Below are 24,506 nucleotides of genomic sequence, written 5' to 3' on the forward strand. Positions count from 1 at the left end.
GAGCAGCTGGGCGACGCGCCGGACTTCCACTTCATCCCCGTCGGCAACGCGGGCAACTACACCGCCTACACGCGCGGCTACACGGAAGAGGCCGCGGCGAACGTCTCGACCCGCGTGCCGCGCATGTTCGGCTTCCAGGCCGAGGGGTCCGCGCCGCTCGTGCGCGGCGAGGTCGTGAAGAACCCCGAGACGGTGGCCAGCGCCATCCGCATCGGCAACCCCGCATCGTGGGACCTCGCCCTCGAGGCGCGCGCGGCGACCGACGGCTACTTCGGCGCCATCGACGACGACCGCATCCTCGCGGCGCAGAAGCTCCTTGCCGGCGAGGTCGGGATCTTCGTGGAGCCCGCGTCGGCCATCAGCGTGGCGGGGCTCCTGGACCGTGTCGAGGCCGGCGTCGTGCCGCAGGGCGCGCGCGTGGTGCTGACGGTCACGGGTCACGGGCTCAAGGACCCGCACTGGGCGCTGCGCAACGCCGACGGCTCGGAGGTCGAGCCCACCGTCGTCGACGCGACCACGTCGGAAGTGGCATCCGTTCTCGAGCTCGTCCGCGCCGCCGAATCCGTCGACGCGCCGGGACCGCGCGCGTGAGCGCAGCCGTCGTGCCCGCGCCCACCCCGGACGCCCGCCAGGGGCGCCGGGTCGTGGTGCGGGTTCCGGCGACGAGCGCCAACCTCGGGCCCGGTTTCGACACGCTCGGCCTCGCGCTGAGCGTGTACGACGAGCTCGACGTCACGGCACTCCCCGAAGGCGAGCTCGAGATCGAGGTCGAGGGGGCCGGCGCGGCGGACGTTCCTCGCGACGCCTCGCACCTGGTGGTGCGGGCGATCGCATACGCATACGAATCGACCGGACGACGGATGCCGGGGCTGCGCCTCGTCGCCAGGAACGTCATCCCGCACGGGCGAGGACTCGGTTCGTCGGGCGCGGCGGTGGTGTCGGGCCTGCTGGCCGCGAGGGGCCTGCTCGAGGGCGACGTGGAGCTCGGCCCGGATGCCCTGCTGCGGCTGGCGACGGAGCTCGAGGGACACCCCGACAACGTCGCGCCGGCGCTCTTCGGCGGTCTCACGATCGCCTGGGTCGACGACGGCGGCCCGCAGCACAAGAAGCTGCTGGTGCACCGCGGCGTGTCGCCGCTCGTCCTCGTGCCGGAGTTCACGATGTCGACGCAGCTCGCCCGGAGCCTGCAGCCCACGCAGGTGCCCCGTGAGGACGCCGTCTTCAACGTGTCCCGGTCGGCGCTGCTCATCGCGGCGCTCACGCAGAGCCCTGAGCTGCTGCAGGCGGCCACCGAGGACAAGCTCCACCAGAGCTACCGTGCGAGCGCCATGCCCGAGACCGACGCGCTCGTGCGGGCGCTGCGTGCCCAGGGCTTCGCGGCGGTCGTTTCGGGGGCGGGTCCGAGCGTGCTCGTGCTCGCCGACGGACCCGGGCGACGCCTCGAAGCGGCGGCTCTCGCTACCGCCACGACCGACACCCCGTGGGAGGCGCTCATGCTCGCCGTCGACTTCAAGGGTGGTACAGTGAGGGAGTACGCGGAGGGTTCCACGTAATACGTGAATCTGGCCTCCGTCGCAAATCTGCGAAACCACCGCACGGCATTCTGACCTGCCGACGTCCGCTGAGTACCCTCGCGGTCCCTCACCCCGTCGGCGGGAGTTTCGACAGGCGTGACAACTGATCGAGACGGGCAGACGCCACCCGCAGTGCTGTGCGAGTCGTGCACATTCGTTCGTTTTTCACAAGGGAGAACTCGTGGAGTCCATCTCCGAGGTCCATGCCGACGTTCCGGCCGACGAGCGCGCGGAAGCGCCCGAGGCTGTCGAGAACGCCGAGACCATCGAAGCCGCGGCCGAGACCGCGGCCGAAGAAGCCGTGATCGAGGCTGTCGTGGCCGACGCCGTCGCCGATGAGGCCGTCGTCGAGGCCGTCGCCGCTGAGGCGGTCGCCGAAGAAGCGGTCGCCGAAGCGATCGTCGCCGAGGATGCCGGTGACCCGGCTGCCGCCGCGGCTGCCGAAGCCGTCGCCGAAGAGGCCGTCGCCGAGGCGCTCGTGGCCGACGCCGTCGCCGAGGAAGCGGTCGCCGAAGCGGTCGTCGCCGACGCCGTCGCGGCAGAAATCGTCGCCGAAGAGGCTCCGGCGGCACCGGTCAAGGCGCCGCGCAAGCGCGCGCCGCGCCGTGCCAAGAGCACCGACGTCGCGCCGGCCGAGCCCGTCGAGGCACCGGCCGAGGCCGCAGCTGCCGAGACGCCGGCGGAGGCCGCACCTGCCGAGACGGCGGCGGAGACCGCACCGGCCGAGGGCGCACCCGCCGAGGCGGCACCTGCAGAGGGCGAAGCTCAGGCATCCGATGACGCCGCCGAGGCGGCATCCGCTCCCGCAGGCGACGCCGAGGCGCCCGCCGAGGCCGCCGAGCAGTCCGCCGAGGGCGAGGCCGAGGGCACCGACACGCCGGCTCGTGGTCGCAGCCGCAGCCGCAGCCGCAGCCGCAACCGGAACGCGCAGGGCGGTCAGAACACGAACGCCCAGAACGCGAACGCCCAGGGCGGCCAGGGCGCGCCGGCGCAGAACGCTGGGGGCGGTCAGAGCCAGAACGCGCAGCCCGCCGCGGCCGAGCCCGCCAAGGCAGAGACGCCCGAGGACGACCAGCAGTCGCAGGGGAACGGCCGTGGCCGCCAGCGCAACAAGCGCCGCGGTACGCAGGCCACCACTGGTGACGAGTTCGACACCGAGATCGGCGAGGACGACGTCCTCATCCCGATCGCCGGCATCCTCGACGTGCTCGACAATTACGCGTTCGTCCGCACCTCCGGCTACCTGCCCGGCCCGAGCGACGTCTACGTCTCGCTCGGACAGGTCAAGAAGTACAACCTCCGCAAGGGCGACGCCGTCGTCGGCGCCATCAAGCAGCCGCGCGAGGGCGAGCAGTCCAGCCGCCAGAAGTACAACGCGCTCGTCAAGGTCGACGCCGTCAACGGCCTCTCGGTCGACGACGCCGCGACCCGTGTCGAGTTCGGCAAGCTGACGCCGCTGTACCCGCAGGAGCGCCTGCGCCTCGAGACCGGTCCCGAGAAGCTGACCCAGCGCATCATCGACCTGGTCGCGCCGATCGGCAAGGGCCAGCGCGGACTCATCGTCGCGCCGCCCAAGGCCGGCAAGACGATCGTGCTGCAGCAGATCGCCAATGCCATCTCGATCAACAACCCCGAGGTCCACCTCATGGTCGTGCTGGTCGACGAGCGGCCCGAAGAGGTCACCGACATGCAGCGCACGGTGAAGGGCGAGGTCATCGCCTCGACCTTCGACCGTCCCGCCGAGGACCACACCACGGTCGCCGAGCTCGCCATCGAGCGCGCCAAGCGCCTCGTGGAGCTCGGTCGTGACGTCGTCGTGCTCCTGGACTCGATCACGCGTCTCGGGCGTGCGTACAACATCTCCGCACCGACCTCGGGTCGCGTGCTCACCGGTGGCGTCGACGCGTCGGCGCTGTACCCGCCCAAGCGCTTCTTCGGCGCCGCGCGCAACATCGAGAACGGCGGATCGCTCACGATCCTCGCGACCGCGCTCGTCGAGACCGGCTCCAAGATGGACGACGTCATCTTCGAGGAGTTCAAGGGCACCGGCAACAGCGAGCTGCGCCTGTCGCGCCAGCTCGCCGACAAGCGCATCTTCCCGGCGGTCGACGTGAACGCGTCGAGCACCCGCCGCGAGGAGATGCTGCTGTCGCCCGACGAGGTCAAGATCACGTGGAAGCTGCGTCGTGCGCTGGCGGGTCTCGACCCGCAGCAGGCCCTCGAGGTCGTGCTCGGCAAGCTCAAGGAGACGTCGTCCAACGTCGAGTTCCTCGTGCAGATGCAGAAGTCGATCCCGGCTCCGACCACCGGTCACAGCGGCGGACGCAGCCACGCGGACGACAACAGCATCCGCTGATCCCCGATGGGCGAACCCGCGATGTTCGATTCCGTCCGGGCGCTGATCGACGAGCACCGCGCGGTGCAGGAGGAGCTCTCCGACCCCGCGGTGCACGCCGATGCGGCGCGCGCGAAGCGGGTCAACCGGCGCTACGCCGAGCTGTCGCGCATCGTGAAGGCGCACGAGGACTGGCTGGCGGCATCCGATGATCTGGATGCCGCCCGCGAGCTCGCCCGCGAAGACGAGGCGTTCGCCGAAGAGGTGCCGGCACTCGAGGCGCGCCTCGGCGAGGCGCACGAGCGACTGCGGCGGCTCCTGATCCCGCGGGACCCGGACGACGCGCGCGACGTGATCATGGAGATCAAGCAGGGCGAGGGCGGCGCCGAGTCGGCGCTGTTCGCGGCCGACCTCCTGCGCATGTACCTGCAGTACGCCGCGTCGAAGGGCTGGAAGACCGAGCTGCTCGAGCGCAACGAGTCCGACCTCGGCGGCTACAAGGATGTCCAGGTCGCGATCAAGGGCTCCTCGTCCGACCCCGCGCAGGGGGTCTGGGCGCACCTGAAGTACGAGGGCGGCGTGCATCGCGTGCAGCGCGTGCCGGCGACCGAGTCGCAGGGCCGAATCCACACGTCGACTACCGGCGTGCTGGTGTTCCCCGAGGTGGACGAGCCCGAAGAGATCCACATCGACCCGAACGACCTCAAGATCGATGTGTTCCGGTCGTCGGGTCCCGGCGGGCAGTCGGTCAACACGACCGACTCCGCCGTGCGCATCACGCACGTGCCGACGGGGATCGTGGTGTCGATGCAGAACGAGAAGTCGCAGCTGCAGAACCGTGAGGCCGGCATGCGGGTGCTGCGTGCGCGTCTGCTCGCCAAGCAGCAGGAGGAGCTGGACGCGGCGGCATCCGACGCCCGCCGCTCGCAGATCCGCGGCATGGACCGGTCCGAGCGCATCCGCACCTACAACTTCCCCGAGAACCGCATCGCCGACCACCGCACCGGCTACAAGTCGTACAACCTCGACCAGGTGATGGACGGCGCGCTCGAGCCGATCATCGAGTCGGCGATCACCGCCGACGAGGAGGCGCGGCTCGCCGCCCTGGGCGGCGACGCCTGACCCCCGACGTCACGCACCCCCCGCCCGTCCGCCGCGCTTCGCCTTCCCCCCGGGGGTCGTCGACTTGCCTCATATGCGCGCGACACGCCGTCGCCACCGTGCGTTCAAGGCAACTCAACTCGTCTCCGTACGAGTGGTGCCTGTGCGGCGGGCGGTACAGGGGTGTGGATAGCTTTGGCGGCGGGTGTCGGTGGCGTGTCACTCTCGAGGGATGGCGCGCGAGTTCCATGTCGGACAGGCCTTCACCACGGGCCAGGGATTGCGCGCGGGGTTCTCGCGCCGCGACCTCGACGGTCCGCTTCTCGAACGACCCTTCCACGGACTTCGATCGACGCTTCCGACGGATGCCCTCGAGCCGGGAATCAGTGCCGACCATCAGCGGGTGCTGACGATCGAGCGAAACGCCCTGCGATTCGCCGCGTACATGAGCAGACATGAGTTCTTCTCCCACACGACCGCGGCTCTGCTCTGGCGCATCCCTCTTCCGCGGCTCGATGGCGAGTTGATTGAGGTGTCGGTGAACGCACCCCACCGGGCTCCGCGCGGCAGCGGTGTGCACGGGCACCAACTCGCCCGCGCTGCATCGGCCGTCGTCGTCCACCCGGAGCACGGTGTACGCCTCACCTCGCCCGCCGTCGCGTGGTCGCTGCTGGGACACGTGCTCCGGTATCCTTACGATCTAGTTGCCACAGCCGACGCAATCGTCCGCGTCGACCGGATCCCGGGTCCGGGAGGTCGGGTTCGCGCGCCGGCGCTCGCCTCGCTGGCAGAGCTCGAGGCGGCCCTCGTGCTCAGACGAAAAGGCGTGGTGGCTCTCCGCGACGCCCTTCCACGAGTGCGACGCGGTGTCGCGTCCCGACCCGAGACGTGGATGCGGCTGACCCTCGTCGATGGCGGGCTGAGCGAGCCCGAGACGGACCTCGAGGTGTACGACGACGACGGCCGATTCATTGGCTGCGTCGATCTGGCCTATTCGCGGCAGAAGATCGCCTTCGAATATGAGGGCGATCACCATCGCACCGACACAGCGCAGTGGAACCGGGACATCGAGAAGTACGACGCGCTGGTGCGTGCCGGGTGGCGCGTGATCCGCGTGACCGCGCGGATGCTCTTCGCCGAGCCGCACACGCTCCTCGCCGGCGCCCGCCATGCCTTGAGCGAGCGTCGCTGAGTCTTCGCCGGGCTTATCCCTCATCCTCGAGGCGCCCCTGTCGAAGGCGTGCCGAAGACTGCCTTGACTTGGCTCAGATGCACGCGACACGCCGCGCACACCGTGCGTTTGAGGCAAGTCAACGAGGAGGTCGGGGACGGACGCCGCGGGAGAAGGATGCCGGGGGCAAGGATGCCGGGGGCAAGGATGCCGGGGGCAAGGATGCCGGGGGCAAGGATGCCGGGGGCAAGGATGCCGGGGGCGGCGGATGCCGCGGCGCTAGGCTTCGAGCGTGCTCACGTTCCTCATCCGCGCCCTGATCTTCCTCGTGTCGGCGGCACTCGGCCTCATCGTGGCGGACCTGATCCTGCCGGGGTTCTCCCTGCACTGGGATGACTGGTGGGGGATCCTCCTGGCCATCGTGATCTTCGCGGTGCTGCAGAGCATCCTGGCGCCGTGGCTGTTCAAGATCACGCGCCGGCACGCCAACGCCCTCATCGGCGGCATCGGCCTGCTCTCGACGTTCGTCGCACTGCTCATCGCGGTGCTCATCCCGGCGGCCGGGATCGGCATCGACGGGCCCGTGGCGTGGATCATCGGAACGCTGATCGTCTGGCTCGTCACCGCTCTCGCGACGTGGCTTCTGCCGCCTCTGTTCATCAAGAACAAGGTGCAGGACCGCCGCGGCTGACGACGCGAAGTTAGGGATTCCTCCCGATCCGCCGGGAGCGCCTGGGACACCAGGCTGATGGGATGATGGGCGGTATGCAGATCGGCCGGGTTCCTCTCGTCGGCCGTCAGGCGGATCTCGACGCGCTGCGCGCGGAGATCGCCGCCGTGGATGCGCAGGGGCGAGCCGTCGTGGTGTCGGGCGACGCCGGAATGGGGAAGACGCGCCTGCTGCGCGACTTCACGGAGGGCCTCGACGAAGACGTCATCGTCGTCCGCGGCGCCTCAGTCGACTCCGGTTCGGGCCCCGCCCCGCTGACGGCCATCACCGACCTGCTGCGCGACCTCGTGGATCAGCTGGGCACGGAGGCGGTGCGCGAGGCGGCGGGTCCGGCGGTCGACGCGCTCGGCGTGCTCGTCCCCACCCTGGCGAAGGCGCCGGGTGACACCGAGCGGCTCGCGGATGTCGTGGTGGAGCTGTTCTCACAGCTCGCGCGCACGCACCGCCTGGTCGTCATCATCGAAGACCTCCACTGGTCCGACAGCACCACATCCGAGATCGCGGCGCGCCTGGTGCGCCGTGCCGCCGCCCTCCCGCTGTTCGTACTGCTGTCGTACCGCACCGACGACGTGGGCCGCGGGCATCCGCTTCGTCCTGTCCTGGCCGAGCTCGACCGCGCGCGACTGCTGACGCATCGCCCGCTCTCCCGCCTCAGCCCGGCCGAGGTCGGTGCGCTCGCCACGGCGGTGCACGGCGACGCGCTCGCCGCTGAGGTGCTGCACGACATCGCGGCCCGCAGCGACGGCATCCCGTTCTATGTGGAAGAGCTGGCGAGCTTCTCGGGCGAGCGGCTGCCGGTCTCGCTGCGCGACGTCCTGCTGCTGCGGTACGAGCGATTGGATGCCGAGGCGCGCCGTTTCAGCCGCGTGCTGGCGACCGGCGGGGTCGAGGTGCCCGACCCCGTGCTCCGTGCGGTGCTCGACGGCGACGAGTCCGCGCTGGAGTCTGCGGTGCGCTCCGCCGTCGATGCGCAGGTCGTCGTGATCAGGGGAGACGCGTACGCGTTCCGCCACGCGCTCATGCAGGAGGCGGTGTACGCCGAGCTGCTTCCGACCGAGCGCACGCGGCTGCACACCGCCTACGCCGTCGCGCTCGAGGCGTTGGCCCCCACCGCGCGCGTGCTCGCCGACATCGCCCACCACTGGCGCGCCGCCCACGTCCCCGATCGGGCGCTGGCGGCCGCCGTAGCGGCGCAGCGTGCCGCGAGTGGAGCGTCGGCGTGGTCGACTGCCGCGGAGGCGGGGGAGCGGGCCCTGGAGCTGTGGGATGCCGTGGCCGATCCCGAGACGATCAGCGGGATGTCGCGTGTCGACGTGCTGCGGAGCACGTCCGCGGCGCTCCTCGCCGCCAACCGGAACGATCGTGCGCTCGCGTTCGCGCGGGAGGCCGTCGCGCTCTGGCCGGAGGAGGACGTCGTCGGGCGCGCGGAGATGATCGGAGATCTGGCCACGATCGAGTTCCAGGCGGGCGTGTCGGACGGGGTGGAGAGCCTCGACCAGGCGCTCGAGATCCTCGGCGACGACCCGCGTCATGACGTGCAGCGCGCCGGTCTCCTGCTCAGCTCGGCCCGCGCCCATATGCTGAACGGGCGCCACGGCGTCGGCACCCACGTCGCGGCGCGCGCCGGCGCCACCGCGGAGGCAGCCGCGGCTGCCGGAGACCGGGTCGCCGCCGAGATCCTCGTGCAGGCGCTGCTCATCGCGGCGACCTGCCGGACCACCACCGGCGACGTCGGCGGTCTCGCGCTGTTCGACCAGGCCCGTGCGCGCGCGGACGGGTTCGTCCGCGCCATGATGCGGTACTTCATCAACTACTCCAACGCCCTCATGCTGCTCGGCCGGTATGACGACGCGATCGCGGTGGCGCGGGAGGGTCAGGAGTACGGCCGCACCCACGTCGCGGACCTCGGCCCGCTCGTGATGATCGAGGCCAACATGATCGAGGCTCACATCTACGCCGGCCGGCTGCGCGAGGCGGAGGAGCTGGGAGGCCTGCTCCCGTTGGTCGAGCCGGGCCTGTACTCGGCGTTCCTGCGCGAGCGCCTGGTGTGCCTGGCGATCTGGCGGGGACGCATCGACGGCGCGCAGGCCGCCCTGGAGGCCGCCCGGCGGGAGCTCGACATGTTCGGCGCCTACGAGTTCCAGACGCGGTTCGGCATGGCGTACGACCTCGGAGAGCTTGCGCTGGCGCGCGGCGACGCCCATGAGGCGCTGTCACACGCGCGGGCCGCGTGGGAGACGCCCGCCGGCGGCGTGCTCGCGCTGCCGCTGACGGCGGTCGCGGCGCGTGCCGTCGCCATGCTCCGCGAGCGCGGCGAGGATGCCGACGTCGAGCCGTACCGCGCGGTGCTGGACGCTTTCGCCGACTGGCCGGTGACCCCGCTGTGGGCGGCCGTGTTCGCGGCCGAGCTCGGCGAAGGGTCCTGGGCGCCCGCCGTCGACGCCGTCGGCCCGGCGTACATCCGCGCCTATGCGCGGGTGCGGCACGGCGAGGAGCTGCTGGCCGAGGGCGACCGGACGGCGGCACGTGAGGCGCTCGCAGCGGCCGCGTCCTACGGCGAGGAACTCGGCGCCGACGGCCTCGCCGCACGTGCCCGCGCGGTGATGACGGATGCCGGACTCGCCGGCGAGGCGCCGCGCTCGGTGCTCACCTCGCGCGAGGAGCAGGTGCTCGAGCTCGTCGCCGAAGGGCTGACGAACGGCCAGATCGCAGAGCGCCTGTACATCAGCGTGAAGACCGTCTCAGTTCATGTGTCGGCGATCCTGCGCAAGCTCGAGGCACCGTCACGCACCGCAGCCGCGGCGATCTACCGCCGCACCGCCGCTTGACGCGGCGGGGTTCGCGCGTCTCGGCCGGCATCGTGCCGGCGGCGAGGGGAGCAGTGCCGGGACTGCCCGCCCGACCGACCGCGTCAGATGTGGTACTCGGGTGTCGTCAGCAGGGCGCGCGTGTCGTCGCCGCTGCGGCGGGCGCGCGGCTTCGCCGGCACGCCGACCAATACGGAGTCGGCGGGCGCGTCCTTGGTGACGACCGCGTTCGCGCCCACGACGGACCCCGCGCCGATCGTGATGGGCCCGAGGATCTTCGCGCCCGCGCCGACCGCGACGCCCTCTTCGATGGTGGGGTGCCGCTTGCCGCCCTCGCGCTGCCGGCCGCCGAGTGTGACGCCGTGGTAGAGCATGACGTCGTCACCGACCTCGGCGGTCTCGCCGATCACGACGCCCATGCCGTGGTCGATGAAGAAGCGGCGGCCGATGGTGGCGCCGGGGTGGATCTCGATGCCGGTGAGCCAGCGCGTGACCTGCGATCCTGCGCGGGCCACGAACCGCACGTCCCGCGTCCACAGCGCGTGCCAGACCCGGTGCGCCCAGATGGCGTGCAGGCCCGGGTACAGGACGGCGATCTCGAGGCCGCCCCGCGCCGCGGGGTCGCGCAGCTTCGCCGCGGCGACGTCCTCACGTACGCGCGCGACGAATCCGATGCGCTCGTCGGTCATTTCGACTCCTCCTCGGGGTCGCGCAGGTGCGCATACAGTGCCGTCGACAGGTAGCGCTCGCCCGAGTCGGGCACGATCACGACGATGCGCTGACCGGCCGTCTCCGGGCGCGCCGCGATCTGGAGGGCGGCCCACACGGCCGCGCCCGCCGACATCCCGGCGAGGATGCCCTCGCGGGTGGCGAGCTCACGGGCGACACGGATCGCGTCGTCGAACTCCACGTCGAAGATCTCGTCCACGACCGAGCGGTCGAGCACGTCGGGCACGAAGTTGGGTCCGATGCCCTGGATGCGGTGGCCGCCCGCGCGGCCCTCGGTGAGCACGGGGGAGTCCTTGGGCTCGACGAGGACGATCTTGGCGTCGGGGTTGCGCTCCTTGAGCACCTGGCCGACGCCGGTGATCGTCCCGCCGGTGCCCGAGCCTGCGACGAACCAGTCGACGCGGCCGTCGGTGTCGCGCCAGATCTCCTCCGCAGTGGTCTGGCGATGGATCGCCGCGTTCGCCTCGTGCTCGAACTGGCGCGCGAGGATCGCGCCGGGCGTCTCGTCGACGATGCGCTTCGCGGCGTCGACCGCCTCGGTCATGCCCTTGTACGGGTCGGTCAGCACGAGCTCGGCACCGAAGGCCTTCAGGAGCGTGCGGCGCTCCTTCGACATCGAGGCGGGCATCGTGAGGATGACCTTGTAACCGCGGGCGGCGCCGATGAGGGCGAGCGAAATGCCGGTGTTGCCGCTGGTCGACTCGACGATCGTGCCCCCCGGCTGCAGTTCTCCCGCCGCCTCGGCGGCCTCGACCAGGGCGTAGCCGAGCCGATCCTTCACCGACGAGCCGGGGTTGTAGAACTCGAGCTTGGCGAGCACCTCCGCGCCGAGACCCTCCGTGAGCGCGTTGAGGCGCACGAGCGGGGTCTCACCGAACGCGGTGGTGATGTCGGGATGGATGCCGGGCACGTGGTGCTCCTCGGTTCGGGCGGCGCGGGAAGACGGCGACGACGCGCCGGCGCCCGAACGGGTCGGGGGGCCGGCGCGCCGTCGTGACGTGTCAATCTTCGCGCAGATCCTCGAACAGCGCGGTCGAGAGGTAGCGCTCGCCGAACGACGGGATGATGACGACGATGTTCTTGCCCTCGGCCTCGGGGCGGGCGGCGACCTGGAGGGCCGCCCAGATGGCGGCGCCGGACGAGATGCCGACGAGGATGCCGTCCTTCTCGCCCACCGCACGAGCGGTGGAGATGGCGTCGGGGAATTCGACGTCGATGACCTCGTCGATCACGCTCTGGTCAAGGATCTCGGGGATGAAGTTCGGACCGATGCCCTGGATCTTGTGGGGTCCCGGGGTGCCCTTGGTGAGGAGCGGCGAGTCGGCCGGCTCGACGGCGATGACCTTCGCCCCCGGCACGCGCTCCTTGAGCACCTGCCCGACGCCGGTGATCGTGCCGCCCGTGCCGATGCCGGCGACGAAGTAGTCGACCTGGCCATCGGTGTCGCGGAGGATCTCCTCGGCGGTGGTCTTGCGGTGGATCTCGGGGTTCGCCTCGTTCTCGAACTGACGCGCGAGCACGGCGCCGGGGATGTCGGCGACGAGCTCCTCGGCCTTCGCGACCGCGCCCTTCATGCCGCCGGCGGGATCGGTCAGCACGAGCTCCGCGCCGTAGCCCTTGAGGAGCAGCCGGCGCTCGATCGACATCGACGAGGGCATGGCGAGCACGACGCGGTAACCGCGGGCGGCGCCGACCATCGCCAGCGCGATGCCCGTGTTGCCGCTGGTGGCCTCGACGATCGTGCCGCCGGGCTGCAGCTGGCCCGACGCCTCGGCCGCGTCGACGATGGCGATGCCGAGGCGGTCCTTCACGCTGGAGGCCGGGTTGTAGAACTCGAGCTTCGCCAGGATGGTCCCGCCGACACCCTCCGCGATGCGGTTCAGGCGCACGAGCGGCGTGTTGCCGAAGGCGGAGGTGATATCGGGATGAATGCCGGTCATTTCGGGGCCTTTCGCGGGTTCACGGCTGGTCGAGCAACAGCCTAAGGCGCACGTTTTCCTGTGAGTCCTTCTGTGACGACGGGCTGGTCTCACCGGGGTACCCTTCCCGGCCCGCGCGCGCCCGTGGGCCGTCGTCGCGAGATCGCTCAGGGTGCGGGGGGTGCAGCATCCCGAAATAGAGTGGACCGGTCATGAACACCGCCGCACCGTCTGTCGCCGACGCGCTCCGCACCGCCGCCGATCGCCTCGCCGCGGCCGGCATCGCCGACCCGGCGGTCGACGCCGAGCTGCTCGCCGCGTTCGTGCTCGGTGGCGGACGCGGGGGAGTGCAGGCCGCTGCCATCCGCGGCGACACGCTGACGCAGGCCGACTCCGATCGCCTCGATGAGCTGGTCGCCCGGCGCGCCACCCGCGAGCCGCTGCAGCACATCACCGGGACGGCGCCCTTCCGCCACCTCGAGCTGCGTGTCGGGCCGGGCGTGTTCGTGCCGCGCCCCGAGACCGAGATGGTCGCGCAGCTGGCGATCGACGCGCTGCGGGCCGCGGCATCCGCTTCTCCCGTCGCGGTGGATCTCGGCACCGGCAGCGGCGCGATCGCCCTCGCGATGGCGACCGAGGTGCCGCACGCGCGGGTGTTCGCCGCCGAGAACTCCGTCGACGCCTACGTCTGGACGAAGGAGAACTTCGCGCACGTCGGCGCCGACAACGCGACCCTGGCCTTCATCGACCTCGCCCACGCCTTCCCCGAGCTCGACGGAACGGTCTCGGTGGTGGCATCCAACCCGCCGTATGTTCCGGATGCCGCCATCCCGCGTGACCCGGAGGTGCGGTTCTTCGACCCGCCGGCGGCGCTCTACGGCGGTGAGGACGGCCTCGACGTCGTCCGCGTGCTGAGCCGGGTGGGCCTGCGCCTCGCGCACCCGGGCGGCACGCTCGTGATCGAGCACGGCGAGTGGCAGGGCGAGGCGATCCGCGGCATCCTGGCCGCCGACGGCTGGCGCGCGGCCGCGACCCACCCCGATCTCACGCAGCGCGACCGCGCCACGACGGCCCTGCGCCCCTGACCACGCCCGTCTCGCATCGTTCCTGCCGGACGCCCAATTAGACTGTCGGGCGACATGTCCCCCATCTTCGACTGCCGTGACGAGGCGCAACTGCTCACCGGCATGCGCCAGGCGCGCCAGGCCATCGGCCGTGGCGAGCTGGTCGTCCTTCCCACCGACACCGTCTACGGCGTCGCCGCGGACGCCTTCGACCATCAGGCCGTCGCGCGCCTGCTCGCGGCAAAGGGGCGCGGGCGCCAGTCGCCGCCCCCGGTGCTGGTCGCCGGGATCACGACACTCCGTGCGCTCGTCGCCGAGGTGCCCGAGCCGGTCGAACGCCTCGTGCAGGAGTTCTGGCCGGGCGGGCTGACCATCGTGCTGCCGTCGCAGCCGTCGCTGTCCTGGGACCTGGGCGAGACGCGGGGAACCGTCGCCGTGCGCATGCCCGCCCACCGCATCGCCCTCGAACTCCTCGAAGAGACCGGGCCGCTCGCCGTCTCGAGCGCCAACCTCACCGGGATGGCCGCCGGCATCACCGCCGAGGACGCACAGGGGATGCTGCAGGACAGCGTCGCCGTCTACCTCGGCGACGGCCCCTCGAAGACCGGCGTCCCGTCGACGATCATCGACGCCACGAGCCTGGTCGGCGGTGCGGAACCCCGGGTGCGCGTGCTGCGCGAGGGCGCGGTGAGTCGTGCACAGCTGCGGGATGTGCTGGGCGACCTGCTCGAGCCCGACCCCGGCAGTGAGACCGAGTCCGAGCCTGAGCTGGCCGGCGAGTCCGTCTCCGAGCCGGAGTCCGCGCCCGAGCGGGCCGGTGAGTCCGTCTCCGAGCCGGAGTCCGAGCCGGAGCGGGCCGGTGAGTCCGTCTCGGAACCGAAGGATGCGACCGGCTCCGGACCCGGGACCGGCGACGCCACGGAAACGCCTGCCGTGCCCGAAGCGGCCCCCGCTCCCGACGCGGCCCCTGCACCGGAAGCTGTCCCCGCGCCGGAAGCGGCCCCAGCTCCCGCGGCGCCGGAACCCGGTCGCTCGTGAAGCAATACGTCTTCACGATCCTCCTCACGGCGGCCGTCACCTTCGTCCTGTCGTGGGCAGTGTGGCGACTCAGCTTGAGATACAAGCTGTATCCCGGCATCCGTGAACGCGACGTCCACAAGACGCCGACGCCGCGCCTGGGCGGCATCGCCATGTTCCTCGGCGTGCTGGCGGCGTTCGCGATGTCGTCGGCACACCCGTACTTCTCCATCGTCTGGTCGAATCCCCAGCAGATGTACGCGCTGCTGGGTGCGACCGCGCTCATCGTGGTCGTCGGCGTGCTCGACGACCTGTGGGACCTCGACTGGATGATCAAGCTCGGTGCGCAGTTCCTCGCCGCCGGCGTGATCGCGTGGTTCGGGCAGCTGCAGATCTACACGCTGCCGCTCGGCGGCATGACGATCTTCTCGAGCTGGGCGAGTTTCACCCTGACGGTGTTCTCGATCGTCGTGGTGATGAACGCCGTGAACTTCGTCGACGGGCTGGATGGACTCGTCGCCGGCGTGTGCCTGATCGCCAACGCGGTGTTCTTCGCGTACTCGTACATGGTCTTCCGCGACTTCGGCTCGAGCACCTACTTCACGTTGTCCTCCCTCATCGCCGCGGTGCTGATCGGCGCGTGCATCGGCTTCCTCCCGCTGAACTGGAGCCCCGCACGCCTTTTCATGGGGGATGCCGGCGCCCTCATGCTGGGACTCCTCATGGCGTGCTCGGCGATCTCGATCACCGGCAACTTCGACCCGGCGATGGTCGCCGACAACGACGCGTTCGGCCGCTCGCAGCTGCTCGGTGCTTTCATCCCGATCCTGCTGCCCGTCGTCGTCGTGCTGCTGCCGCTGCTGGACTTCGGCCTCGCCGTGGTGCGGCGCATGAGCCGGGGCAAGTCGCCCTTCTCGCCCGACCGCAAGCATCTGCACCACCGGATGCTCGACATGGGGCACACCGACCGCGATGCCGTGCTCATCTTCTACGCCTGGACCGCGCTGGTCAGCCTGTCGGTGCTGCTCATGTACATCGGCACGACCCTCGAGTGGCCGGGGGACTACCTCTTCGGCGTGCTCTACGGCGCGGTCGGCATCGCCGCCTGCCTCGTCGTGACATTCCTTCCCTCGCACCGCCGTGCCGCGCGCCCGCCGGCCGCGCTCGAACCACCCGAAACGCAGCCCGATCCTGCGCCCGCACAGGAGGACGCCCGATGAGCGCCAGCCCCGTATCCAGCACCCCGATCCTGCGCACCGTCCTTGTGTGGTCGGCGAGCGTGACGGCGGTCCTCGCCGTCGTCGGCGCCATCGTCGGGTTCCTCGTGGCCGGAACGACGGGTCTATGGAGCGCTCTCGCGGGCGTGCTCGTCGCGGCGGTCTTCCTCGGGATCACCGGCGCGAGCATCCTCATCGCCAACCGCTGGTACGGCAATGAGCTCTACGTGCCGATCTTCTTCGGGATCGTGATGGGCGGATGGATCCTGAAGTTCGTGGTCTTCATCGCGATCTTCTTCATCCTCCGCGGGCAGCCCTGGATCGAGCCCGGCGTATTCTTCGTCGCGCTGGTGGTCAGCGTGCTCGCCTCGCTCGCCATCGACGTCGTGGTCATGCTGCGCATGCGCGTGCCGCACGTGAGCGACGTGGACCTGCCGACGGATCCGGATGCGGGGGACCGCACGGACGAAGCGTCCGGGGCTTCCTGAATGCGCCCGCCCGCGGATTCAGCGACCTCACAAGTTTGATAGGCTGAACGAGCGCCCGCCCACTCGCTCTGCGAGGACTTGCGGAGTGACGCTCACCGACCATCGTCGCAACGGTTTTATGCCGGTGCCCCGAAGCTGGAGCCAGCGCTGTTTACTCATGCTGCGACCCTGATCGCCCCCATTGCCGCGGACGCTCCGCCGGAGTTCCACGGACCTTCGATCGATGAGTTCTTCCCGGAGATCCTCTTCGAAGCGTTCGGTGTCATCCCGATCCACCGTATCCATCTGATCCAGTTCCTCGCGACGGTCGCCGTCGTGGTGATCTTCTGGCTCGGTACCCGCCGAATGCGCGTGGTGCCCGGACGATTCCAGAGCCTGGTGGAGATGGGCCTGGACTTCGTCCGGGTCAACATCGGCGAAGACCTGCTCGGCAAGAAGGATGCCCAGCGGTTCCTCCCGATCCTCACGACGATGTTCTTCATGATCCTGTTCATGAACATCACGGGCATCATCCCGTTCTTGAACATCGCGGGTACGAGCATCATCGCGGTGCCGCTGACGCTCGCCATCGTGAGCTACGTCACGTTCATCTACGCCGGCATCAAGAAGAGCCCGAAGAACTTCTTCAAGAACTCGCTCTTCCCCTCCGGCGTCCCGTGGCCGATCTACATCATCGTGACGCCGATCGAGCTCATCTCGACGTTCGTCATCCGGCCCGTCACGCTGACGCTCCGACTCCTGATGAACATGATGGTCGGCCACCTCCTGCTCGTCCTCTTCTTCGCCGCGACGCAGTTCTTCATCGTCGACATGGGCGGCTGGTGGACGGTGCTCGGCGCGGGCAGCCTCGCGTTCGGCTTCGTCTTCACCCTGTTCGAAATCCTGGTGGCCGTCCTCCAGGCGTACGTCTTCGCCCTTCTCACCGCGGTCTACATCCAGCTCGCGGTCGCCGAAGAGCACTGATACGGGACGGCCGGAAGGCCGCCCACAACCGAAAGGAAACACCCCCGTGGACGCAACTACGGTTCTCGCAGAGGTCTCCGGCTCGATCGCGACCGTCGGATACGGTCTCGCCGCAATCGGCCCGGCCATCGGCGTGGGCATCGTCGTCGGCAAGACCATCGAGGGCGTCGCCCGTCAGCCCGAGCTGGCAGGTCGCCTGCAGGTGCTGATGTGGATCGGTATCGCCTTCACCGAAGCGCTCGCCTTCATCGGTATCGCAACCGGCTTCATCTTCGGCTTCTGATCCCGATAACCAGTCTTAAGGAGACAGGATGCTGAACGCTCTTGTCACGTACGCCGCGGAAGAGGGTGCCGAAGCGCACAACCCTCTGCTTCCCGCCTGGTACGACATCATCTGGTCGTCGGTGTGCTTCATCGTCATCCTCTTCATCTTCTGGAAGGTCGCCCTTCCCCGCATGAAGAAGCTGCTCGACGAGCGCTCAACGGCGATCGAGGGCAACATCGCCAAGGCCGACGAGGCTCAGCGCAAGGCCGAGGCGGCGCTCGAGGAGTACACCGCCCAGCTCGCCGACGCGCGCAAGGAGGCCGGTGAGATCCGCGACGCCGCCCGTGAGGACGGCAAGAAGATCGTCGCCGAGGCCAAGGAGACCGCTGCGGCGGAAGCCACGCGTCTGACGACGACCGCGCACGCTCAGATCGAAGCCGAGCGCCAGACCGCACTCGTGTCGCTGCGCAGCGAGGTGGGCACGCTCGCCCTCGACCTCGCCGGCGGTGTCATCGGCGAGTCGCTGTCCGACGACAAGAAGGCTCAGGCCGTCGTCGACCGCTTCCTCGCCGAGCTCGAAGAGTCCGAAGGGGCGAAGGCGTAATGGGTAGCGCGTCCACTCAGGCCCTGGCGACGACGACGGCGGCGCTGCGCGCCGCGTCGGGCGTCGACCTCGACGTGGCAGGCGAACTGTTCGCCGTGGCGCGCGCCGTGGGCGACTCGTCGCAGCTGAGCGGCGCGCTCGCCGACTCCGCCGCGCCCGCCGAGGCCCGCCGCCAGGTCGTCTCCGACGTGTTCGGTGCGGCGGTGAGCCCTACGACGGCGTCGCTGCTGACGACCGCCGTCACACAGCGCTGGTCGTCGGCCGACGACCTCGTCGACGCCATCGAAGAGCTCGCGGTGCGGGCAGCGGCGGTGGCCGATGGGCGGGCCGACGTCGAAGCCGAGCTGTTCGCGTTCACGCGCACCGTGGCCGACAACCCCGAGCTCGAGTTGGCGCTGGGAAGCCGGCTGGGCGACCCGGCAGCGAAGGGCGCGCTCGTCGAGACCCTGCTGCGGGGCCGCGCGAGCGCGGGGGCGACGCTGATCGCATCATCCCTCGTCCGCGAGCCGCGCGAGCGGCGCGTCCGTCAGCTGCTGACGCGCGCGACGCGAGTGGTGGCCGATCAGCGCAACCGCGCGGTGGCGACGGTCGTCGCTGCTGCGCCCCTGAGCGCCGCGCAGAGCGAGCGGCTCACGGCGGCGCTGTCCAAGCGCTACGGCACCCCGGTGTCGCTGAACACCATCGTCGACCCGACCGTCGTGGGCGGCGTGCGCGTGCAGATCGCGGACGACGTGATCGACGCGAGCGTGTCGGCGCGACTGGCCGACCTCCGTCAGCGGCTCGCCGGCTGACACAGACTTCCCGCACGGGGCCGAGACCGGAACCGCGCGGAGCTTTCGGGGCCGAGGCCCCATGAACGAAGGAAAACAATGGCAGATCTCTCTATCAGCCCCGACGTCATCCGTGACGCGCTGAAGGACTTCGTCGCCGCTTACGAGCCCACCGGGGCTGCGGCCACCGAGGTCGGCACCGTCGTCGACGCCGCGGACGGCATCGCCCACGTCGAGGGCCTGCCCGGTGTCATGGCGAACGAGCTCGTGACGTTCGCCGACGGCACGAGCGGCCTCGCGCTGAACCTCGACGAGCACGAGATCGGCGTCGTCGTCCTCGGCGAGTTCTCGGGCGTCGAGGCCGGCCAGCAGGTCACCCGCACGGGTGAGGTGCTCTCGGTCGCCGTCGGCGACGGCTACCTGGGCCGCGTCGTCGACCCGCTCGGCAACCCGATCGATGGACTCGGCGAGGTCGCCACCGTCGGCCGTCGCGCCCTCGAGCTGCAGGCGCCCGGCGTCATGCAGCGCAAGAGCGTGCACGAGCCGCTCCAGACCGGCATCAAGGCGATCGACGCGATGATCCCGGTCGGCCGCGGCCAGCGTCAGCTCATCATCGGCGACCGCCAGACCGGCAAGACGGCCATCGCGATCGACACGATCATCAACCAGAAGGCCAACTGGGAGTCGGGCGACGTCAGCAAGCAGGTCCGCTGCATCTACGTCGCGATCGGCCAGAAGGGCTCCACGATCGCGGCCGTCAAGGGCGCCCTCGAGGACGCCGGTGCGATGGAGTACACCACCATCGTCGCCGCCCCCGCGTCGGACCCCGCCGGCTTCAAGTACCTGGCGCCGTACACCGGCTCGGCCATCGGCCAGCACTGGATGTACGAGGGCAAGCACGTCCTCGTCATCTTCGACGACCTGACCAAGCAGGCCGAGGCCTACCGTGCCGTCTCGCTGCTGCTGCGCCGCCCGCCGGGCCGCGAGGCCTACCCGGGCGACGTCTTCTACCTGCACTCGCGCCTGCTCGAGCGCTGCGCGAAGCTGTCGGATGAGCTGGGTGCGGGTTCGATGACGGGCCTGCCGATCATCGAGACGAAGGCCAACGACGTCTCGGCGTACATCCCGACCAACGTGATCTCGATCACCGACGGCCAGATCTTCCTGCAGTCCGACCTCTTCAACGCCAACCAGCGTCCCGCGGTCGACGTCGGCATCTCGGTGTCCCGCGTCGGCGGCGACGCACAGGTGAAGTCGATCAAGAAGGTCTCGGGCACGCTCAAGCTCGAGCTCGCCCAGTACCGCTCGCTCGAGGCGTTCGCGATGTTCGCGAGCGACCTGGATGCGGCATCCCGTCGCCAGCTCGCCCGCGGCGCGCGTCTGACCGAGCTGCTCAAGCAGCCGCAGTACTCGCCGTACCCGGTGGAGGAGCAGGTCGTCTCGATCTGGGCCGGCACCAACGGCAAGCTGGACTCGATCGAGGTCGAGGACGTCCTGTCGTTCGAGCGCGAACTGCTGGACTACCTCCGCCGCAACACCACGATCCTCGACACGCTCCGCGACACCAATGTGCTGGACGACGACACCGTCGCCGAGCTCACCAAGCGGACCGACGACTTCATCCTCGAGTTCCAGGCCGGCAAGGGCCAGGCGATCGGCAAGCCGGGGCACGAAGAGGTCGCGGCAGCCGAGGCCCAGGACGTCAACCAGGAGAAGATCGTCAAGGGCCGCCGCTAAGGCGATACCGGACTACCACAATGGGCGCACAACTCCGGGTCTACAAGCAGAAGATCAGCACTGCTCAGACGACCAAGAAGATCACGAAGGCGATGGAACTCATCGCGGCTTCGCGCATCCAGAAGGCGATGGCGCGCGTGCGCGCGTCGTCGCCCTTCGCGCGGGCTGTGACGCGTGCCGTCGCCGCCGTGGCGACGCACTCCAACGTCGACCATCCGCTCACCGTCGAACGCGAGACGATCCGCCGCTCCGCGGTCGTGATCTTCTCGTCCGACCGCGGCCTCGCCGGCGCATTCAACTCGCAGATCCTCCGCGAGGGTCTCGAGCTGGCTGAGCTGATCCGCCGGCAGGGCAAGGAGCCGGTGTTCTACCTCGTCGGGCGCAAGGCCGTCGGCTTCTTCCAGTTCCGTCGCATGGAAAGCGCGGCGGAGTGGACGGGCGACACCGACACGCCGCACTTCACGACGGCCGAGGAGATCGCCGCCACCTTGCTGGACGCGTACGACCGCGGCGGCGACGAGAACGGCGTCGACGAGATCCACCTCGTCTACAATCGCTTCGTCAGCATGATGACGCAGTCGCCCGAGACGGTCCGCCTGCTTCCGCTCGAGGTCGTCGAGGCCGAGGAGCAGTCGTCGGCGCAGGTGTACCCGCTGTACGAGTTCGAGCCGGACGCCGAGACCGTGCTCGATGCGCTGCTCCCGGTGTACATCCAGAGCCGCGTGTTCAACGCCCTCCTGCAGTCGTCGGCCGCGAAGCACGCCGCGACGCAGAAGGCGATGAAGTCGGCCAGCGACAACGCCGACAAGCTCATCACCGACTACACCCGCCTGCGCAACAACGCGCGTCAGGCCGAGATTACGCAGCAGATCGCCGAGATCGTCGGCGGCGCCGACGCCCTTTCCTCGGGCAAGTAGGCGGAAAGCCGCCGGGCGTCCGGCCCGATACGCACTGCGACATCAGACCACACGAAAGAGAAGAAGCCATGAGCCTCACCGCTGACAAGACCGAGACGGCGGTCGTCGGGCGCGTCGCCCGCGTCACCGGCCCCGTCGTCGACATCGAGTTCCCGCACGACTCGATCCCCGACATCTACAACGCGCTGAAGACGACGATCGCGATCGGCGACGAGCGCACCGAGATCACGCTCGAGGTCGCGCAGCACCTCGGCGACGACCTCGTGCGCGCCATCTCGCTGAAGCCGACCGACGGCATGGTCCGCGGCCAGGAGGTGCGCGACACCGGCGGCCCCATCACGGTCCCCGTCGGCGACGTCACCAAGGGCAAGGTGTTCAACGTCACGGGTGACGTGCTGAACGGCGCGCCGGGCGAGACGATCGAGGTCACCGAGCGCTGGGGCATCCACCGCAAGGCCCCCGCGTTCGACCAGCTCGAGTCGAAGACCGAGATGTTCGAGACCGGCATCAAGAGCATCGACCTGCTCACCCCGTACGTGCAGGGTGGAAAGATCGGCCTGTTCGGCGGTGCCGGCGTCGGCAAGACCGTCCTCATCCAGGAGATGATCCAGCGCGTCGCGCAGGACCACGGTGGTGTGTCGGTGTTCGCCGGTGTCGGCGAGCGCACCCGTGAGGGCAACGACCTGATCGGTGAGATGGAGGAGGCGGGCGTCTTCGACAAGACCGCGCTCGTTTTCGGCCAGATGGACGAGCCGCCGGGCACGCGTCTGCGCGTGGCCCTCTCGGCCCTCACGATGGCGGAGTACTTCCGCGACGTGCAGAAGCAGGACGTGCTGCTCTTCATCGACAACATCTTCCGCTTCACGCAGGCCGGTTCCGAGGTCTCGACGCTGCTCGGCCGCATGCCGTCCGCGGTGGGCTACCAGCCGAACCTCGCCGACGAGATGGGCGTGCTCCAGGAGCGCATCACGTCGACGCGCGGTCACTCGATCACCTCGCTGCAGGCGATCTACGTGCCCGCCGACGACTACACCGACCCGGCGCCGGCCACCACGTTCGCGCACCTCGACGCGACCACCGAGCTGTCGCGCGAGATCGCGTCGAAGGGCCTGTACCCGGCCATCGACCCGCTCACCTCGACGAGCCGCATCCTCGACCCCCGCTACATCGGCGACGACCACTACCGCGTCGCCACCGCCGTGAAGCAGATCCTCCAGAAGAACAAGGAACTGCAGGAGATCATCGCGATCCTCGGTGTCGACGAGCTGTCCGAAGAGGACAAGATCGTCGTCTCGCGTGCGCGGCGCATCCAGCAGTTCCTGTCGCAGAACACCTACATGGCGAAGAAGTTCACCGGTGTCGAGGGTTCGACGGTTCCGATCAAGGAGACCATCGAGTCGTTCGACGCGATCGTCAAGGGCGACTTCGACCACGTCGCCGAGCAGGCGTTCTTCAACGTCGGCGGCATCTCGGACGTCGAAGAGCAGTGGGCGCGCATCCAGAAGGAGAACGGCTGACATGCCCCTCAAGGTGAGCCTTGTCTCCGCGGACGCGGAGGTCTGGTCGGGTGAGGCGTCGCTCGTCGTCGCCAAGACCGTCGAGGGCGAGATCGGCTTCATGTCCGGTCACGAGCCGGTGCTCGCGATCCTCGCCGAGGGTCAGGTGCGCATCACCGAGACCTCAGGTACCAAGATCATCGCCAACGCGCAGGACGGCTTCCTGTCGATGTCCGGCGACGACCTCACCATCGTCGCCGGAAACGCCGCGCTGATCTCCTGACACACCAGCGTAGAACTCGGCCGGTCCCCGCGGGGGCCGGCCGAGTCGTTTCCCCGCATCGCCGTCGGTCTCGCGACGGCCCCGCATCCCACGGAGAGTCATGCTGATCCTTCTCCCGCCGTCCGAGACCAAGCGGGCGGGTGGCTCGGGGCGTCCCCTGGGCGTGGCGGGCCTGGCGCTTCCGCAGCTGACGGCGCAGCGCGAAGCGGTGATCGATGCGCTCGTCGGCCTGTCCGCCGACGCCGACGAAGCCGCCCGCGTGCTGAAGCTCGGGCCGACCCAACGCGGCGAGATCGCTGTCAACGCCGCCCTGCGCGCGGCGCCGACGATGCCCGCTATGGATCGTTACACCGGTGTGCTCTACGACGCGCTGGACGCGGCATCCGTCTCCGCCGCCGGCCGTCGCTGGCTGGGGGTCCACGTGCTCGTGCACTCGGCACCGTTCGGCCCGGTGGGTGCCCTCGACGCCATCCCGGCCTACCGCCTCGGCGCCGCCACTTCGGTTCCGGGCGTCGCGCCGCTGCGGCGGCTGTGGGCGCAGGCGGTCACCGCCGCCATCGCGGATCTCGATCCCCGGTTCGTCCTGGACCTCCGTTCCGAGGCGTACGTCGGCCTCGGGCCCGTGCCGGCCGGCACCGCGTCGCGCTACATCCGTGTGGTGAGCGAAGGCTCCGACGGCGCAGTGCGCGCGCTGAACCATTTCAACAAGCACGCCAAGGGCGCACTCGTGCGCCGGCTCGCCGAGGATCGCCCGCGCATCGGCTCGGCGGCGGCTTTCGTACGGTGGGCGGATGCGGCGGGCCTGGGTGTGCGCGACATCGGCGGCGGTGAGCTCGAGCTCTTCGCCTGACCTTCGACAGGCTCAGGGAACGGCCACTGAGCTTGTCGAAGCGCGCTCAGCGCCGGGTGTGCTGTGCGGTGCGCTCGGTGTTCTCGGCGATCGCGATCAGGGCGACCACTGCCTCGATGATGAACCGCAGCATGATGATCGCGAGGAACGTCAGCACCGGTACGACGATGATCGTCGCAACGAGTCCGCTGATGCCGGCGCCGACGTCGAACCACATGATGGAGACGGCGCCCATGATGCCGCCGACGAAGTAGACGATGAAGCCGATGCCGATGGCGATCAGGCCCACGAAGTAGAACACGCTGGCGAGGCGCCGCGTGATGAACGTGCGGAACGAGAGGTCGAACAGGGCGGCGAAGAAGCCCTTGCCGACATCGGCCGCCTCACCGCGGACGGTCGGGACGCCCGTGTCGTCGGGGTCGGCGCCGCGTGCAGCCGCTGCGGCGGACTGCGGCGGCAGCGGCGGGGG

24 protein-coding genes are annotated in these 24,506 nt (G+C 70.0%); 20 read left to right on the top strand and 4 right to left on the bottom strand.

What is annotated here, in order from left to right:
- The 7 genes from B2K11_RS02405 to B2K11_RS02435 all read left to right on the top strand — a co-directional run.
- The coding region (locus B2K11_RS02405) for a pyridoxal-phosphate dependent enzyme (RefSeq protein WP_163616490.1) at nucleotides 1-591 on the top strand (591 nt) is incomplete at its 5' end.
- Complete coding sequence (gene thrB, locus B2K11_RS02410; RefSeq protein ID WP_163616491.1) at nucleotides 588-1,553, top strand: homoserine kinase; 966 nt, start codon at nucleotides 588-590, stop codon at nucleotides 1,551-1,553. The genes B2K11_RS02405 and thrB, both read left to right, overlap by 4 nt.
- A gap of 202 nt (nucleotides 1,554-1,755) precedes the next feature.
- Nucleotides 1,756-3,930, top strand: coding sequence for a transcription termination factor Rho (rho, locus tag B2K11_RS02415; protein ID WP_163616493.1), 2,175 nt, complete (start codon nucleotides 1,756-1,758; stop codon nucleotides 3,928-3,930).
- Nucleotides 3,931-3,951: 21 nt separating this feature from the next.
- The gene (gene prfA / locus B2K11_RS02420; RefSeq protein WP_163616526.1) at nucleotides 3,952-5,031 is read left to right on the top strand and encodes a peptide chain release factor 1; all 1,080 of its coding nucleotides are present in this window, start codon (nucleotides 3,952-3,954) and stop codon (nucleotides 5,029-5,031) included.
- Between the two features lie 211 nt (nucleotides 5,032-5,242).
- Nucleotides 5,243-6,202 (top strand): hypothetical protein, encoded by a 960-nt coding sequence (locus B2K11_RS02425; protein WP_163616496.1) that lies wholly within the window; start codon nucleotides 5,243-5,245, stop codon nucleotides 6,200-6,202.
- 271 nt (nucleotides 6,203-6,473) lie between these two features.
- A complete protein-coding gene (locus B2K11_RS02430; RefSeq protein WP_163616497.1) occupies nucleotides 6,474-6,872 on the top strand; it encodes a phage holin family protein in 399 nt (132 codons plus the stop codon).
- 74 nt (nucleotides 6,873-6,946) lie between these two features.
- Entirely contained in the window at nucleotides 6,947-9,739 is a 2,793-nt protein-coding gene (locus B2K11_RS02435; protein ID WP_163616499.1) for a helix-turn-helix transcriptional regulator, read from the top strand.
- 83 nt (nucleotides 9,740-9,822) lie between these two features.
- Here the strand turns inward: B2K11_RS02435 and epsC are convergent, their stop codons facing one another.
- The 3 genes from epsC to cysK (B2K11_RS02450) all read right to left on the bottom strand — a co-directional run bounded on the left by epsC (nucleotide 9,823) and on the right by cysK (B2K11_RS02450) (nucleotide 12,387).
- Nucleotides 9,823-10,407 (bottom strand): serine O-acetyltransferase EpsC, encoded by a 585-nt coding sequence (gene epsC / locus B2K11_RS02440; protein WP_163616501.1) that lies wholly within the window; start codon nucleotides 10,405-10,407, stop codon nucleotides 9,823-9,825.
- On the bottom strand, nucleotides 10,404-11,357 hold the full coding sequence (gene cysK, locus B2K11_RS02445; RefSeq protein ID WP_163616502.1) for a cysteine synthase A: 954 nt from the start codon (nucleotides 11,355-11,357) through the stop codon (nucleotides 10,404-10,406). Before cysK (B2K11_RS02445) ends, epsC begins: the two co-directional genes overlap by 4 nt.
- Nucleotides 11,358-11,448: 91 nt before the next feature.
- On the bottom strand, nucleotides 11,449-12,387 hold the full coding sequence (gene cysK, locus B2K11_RS02450; RefSeq protein ID WP_163616504.1) for a cysteine synthase A: 939 nt from the start codon (nucleotides 12,385-12,387) through the stop codon (nucleotides 11,449-11,451).
- A gap of 191 nt (nucleotides 12,388-12,578) precedes the next feature.
- On the opposite strand from cysK (B2K11_RS02450), the gene prmC reads away from it, so the two are divergent.
- From prmC to yaaA, 13 genes are all read left to right on the top strand, one after another.
- Nucleotides 12,579-13,451 carry a peptide chain release factor N(5)-glutamine methyltransferase gene (gene prmC, locus B2K11_RS02455; protein WP_163616506.1) on the top strand — a complete coding sequence of 291 codons (873 nt, stop codon included), beginning with the start codon at nucleotides 12,579-12,581 and terminating at the stop codon, nucleotides 13,449-13,451.
- 54 nt (nucleotides 13,452-13,505) lie between these two features.
- A complete protein-coding gene (locus B2K11_RS02460) occupies nucleotides 13,506-14,468 on the top strand; it encodes an L-threonylcarbamoyladenylate synthase (RefSeq protein WP_163616508.1) in 963 nt (320 codons plus the stop codon).
- Complete coding sequence (locus B2K11_RS02465; RefSeq protein ID WP_163616509.1) at nucleotides 14,465-15,667, top strand: MraY family glycosyltransferase; 1,203 nt, start codon at nucleotides 14,465-14,467, stop codon at nucleotides 15,665-15,667. The genes B2K11_RS02460 and B2K11_RS02465 overlap by 4 nt, the downstream gene beginning before the upstream one ends.
- Complete coding sequence (locus tag B2K11_RS02470) at nucleotides 15,664-16,152, top strand: hypothetical protein (protein WP_163616511.1); 489 nt, start codon at nucleotides 15,664-15,666, stop codon at nucleotides 16,150-16,152. Before B2K11_RS02465 ends, B2K11_RS02470 begins: the two co-directional genes overlap by 4 nt.
- A 168-nt stretch (nucleotides 16,153-16,320) precedes the next feature.
- Nucleotides 16,321-17,115, top strand: a complete 795-nt coding sequence (atpB, locus tag B2K11_RS02475; RefSeq protein ID WP_204259984.1) for a F0F1 ATP synthase subunit A — start codon at nucleotides 16,321-16,323, stop codon at nucleotides 17,113-17,115.
- A gap of 46 nt (nucleotides 17,116-17,161) precedes the next feature.
- Nucleotides 17,162-17,398 carry an ATP synthase F0 subunit C gene (atpE, locus tag B2K11_RS02480; RefSeq protein WP_159845304.1) on the top strand — a complete coding sequence of 79 codons (237 nt, stop codon included), beginning with the start codon at nucleotides 17,162-17,164 and terminating at the stop codon, nucleotides 17,396-17,398.
- 28 nt (nucleotides 17,399-17,426) lie between these two features.
- Nucleotides 17,427-17,984: a F0F1 ATP synthase subunit B gene (locus B2K11_RS02485; protein ID WP_163616513.1), complete on the top strand. Its 558-nt coding sequence runs from the start codon at nucleotides 17,427-17,429 to the stop codon at nucleotides 17,982-17,984.
- The gene (locus tag B2K11_RS02490) at nucleotides 17,984-18,775 is read left to right on the top strand and encodes a F0F1 ATP synthase subunit delta (protein WP_163616515.1); all 792 of its coding nucleotides are present in this window, start codon (nucleotides 17,984-17,986) and stop codon (nucleotides 18,773-18,775) included. Before B2K11_RS02485 ends, B2K11_RS02490 begins: the two co-directional genes overlap by 1 nt.
- 78 nt (nucleotides 18,776-18,853) lie before the next feature.
- Nucleotides 18,854-20,491, top strand: a complete 1,638-nt coding sequence (gene atpA / locus B2K11_RS02495) for a F0F1 ATP synthase subunit alpha (protein WP_163616516.1) — start codon at nucleotides 18,854-18,856, stop codon at nucleotides 20,489-20,491.
- A gap of 20 nt (nucleotides 20,492-20,511) precedes the next feature.
- Complete coding sequence (locus B2K11_RS02500; RefSeq protein ID WP_163616518.1) at nucleotides 20,512-21,408, top strand: F0F1 ATP synthase subunit gamma; 897 nt, start codon at nucleotides 20,512-20,514, stop codon at nucleotides 21,406-21,408.
- A 68-nt stretch (nucleotides 21,409-21,476) separates the two neighbouring features.
- Nucleotides 21,477-22,925, top strand: a complete 1,449-nt coding sequence (atpD, locus tag B2K11_RS02505; RefSeq protein WP_163616520.1) for a F0F1 ATP synthase subunit beta — start codon at nucleotides 21,477-21,479, stop codon at nucleotides 22,923-22,925.
- Nucleotide 22,926: 1 nt separating this feature from the next.
- Complete coding sequence (locus B2K11_RS02510) at nucleotides 22,927-23,187, top strand: F0F1 ATP synthase subunit epsilon (protein WP_163616522.1); 261 nt, start codon at nucleotides 22,927-22,929, stop codon at nucleotides 23,185-23,187.
- A gap of 100 nt (nucleotides 23,188-23,287) precedes the next feature.
- Nucleotides 23,288-24,037: a peroxide stress protein YaaA gene (gene yaaA / locus B2K11_RS02515; RefSeq protein WP_163616524.1), complete on the top strand. Its 750-nt coding sequence runs from the start codon at nucleotides 23,288-23,290 to the stop codon at nucleotides 24,035-24,037.
- Between the two features lie 46 nt (nucleotides 24,038-24,083).
- Here yaaA and B2K11_RS02520 read toward each other — a convergent pair.
- Nucleotides 24,084-24,506 (bottom strand): DUF4282 domain-containing protein (locus tag B2K11_RS02520; RefSeq protein ID WP_239525623.1); only part of this gene is annotated, 423 nt, incomplete at its 5' end.

It is taken from the genome of Microbacterium sp. B35-30 (assembly GCF_010634855.1).
In the GTDB taxonomy this organism is placed as follows: Bacteria; Actinomycetota; Actinomycetes; order Actinomycetales; family Microbacteriaceae; genus Microbacterium.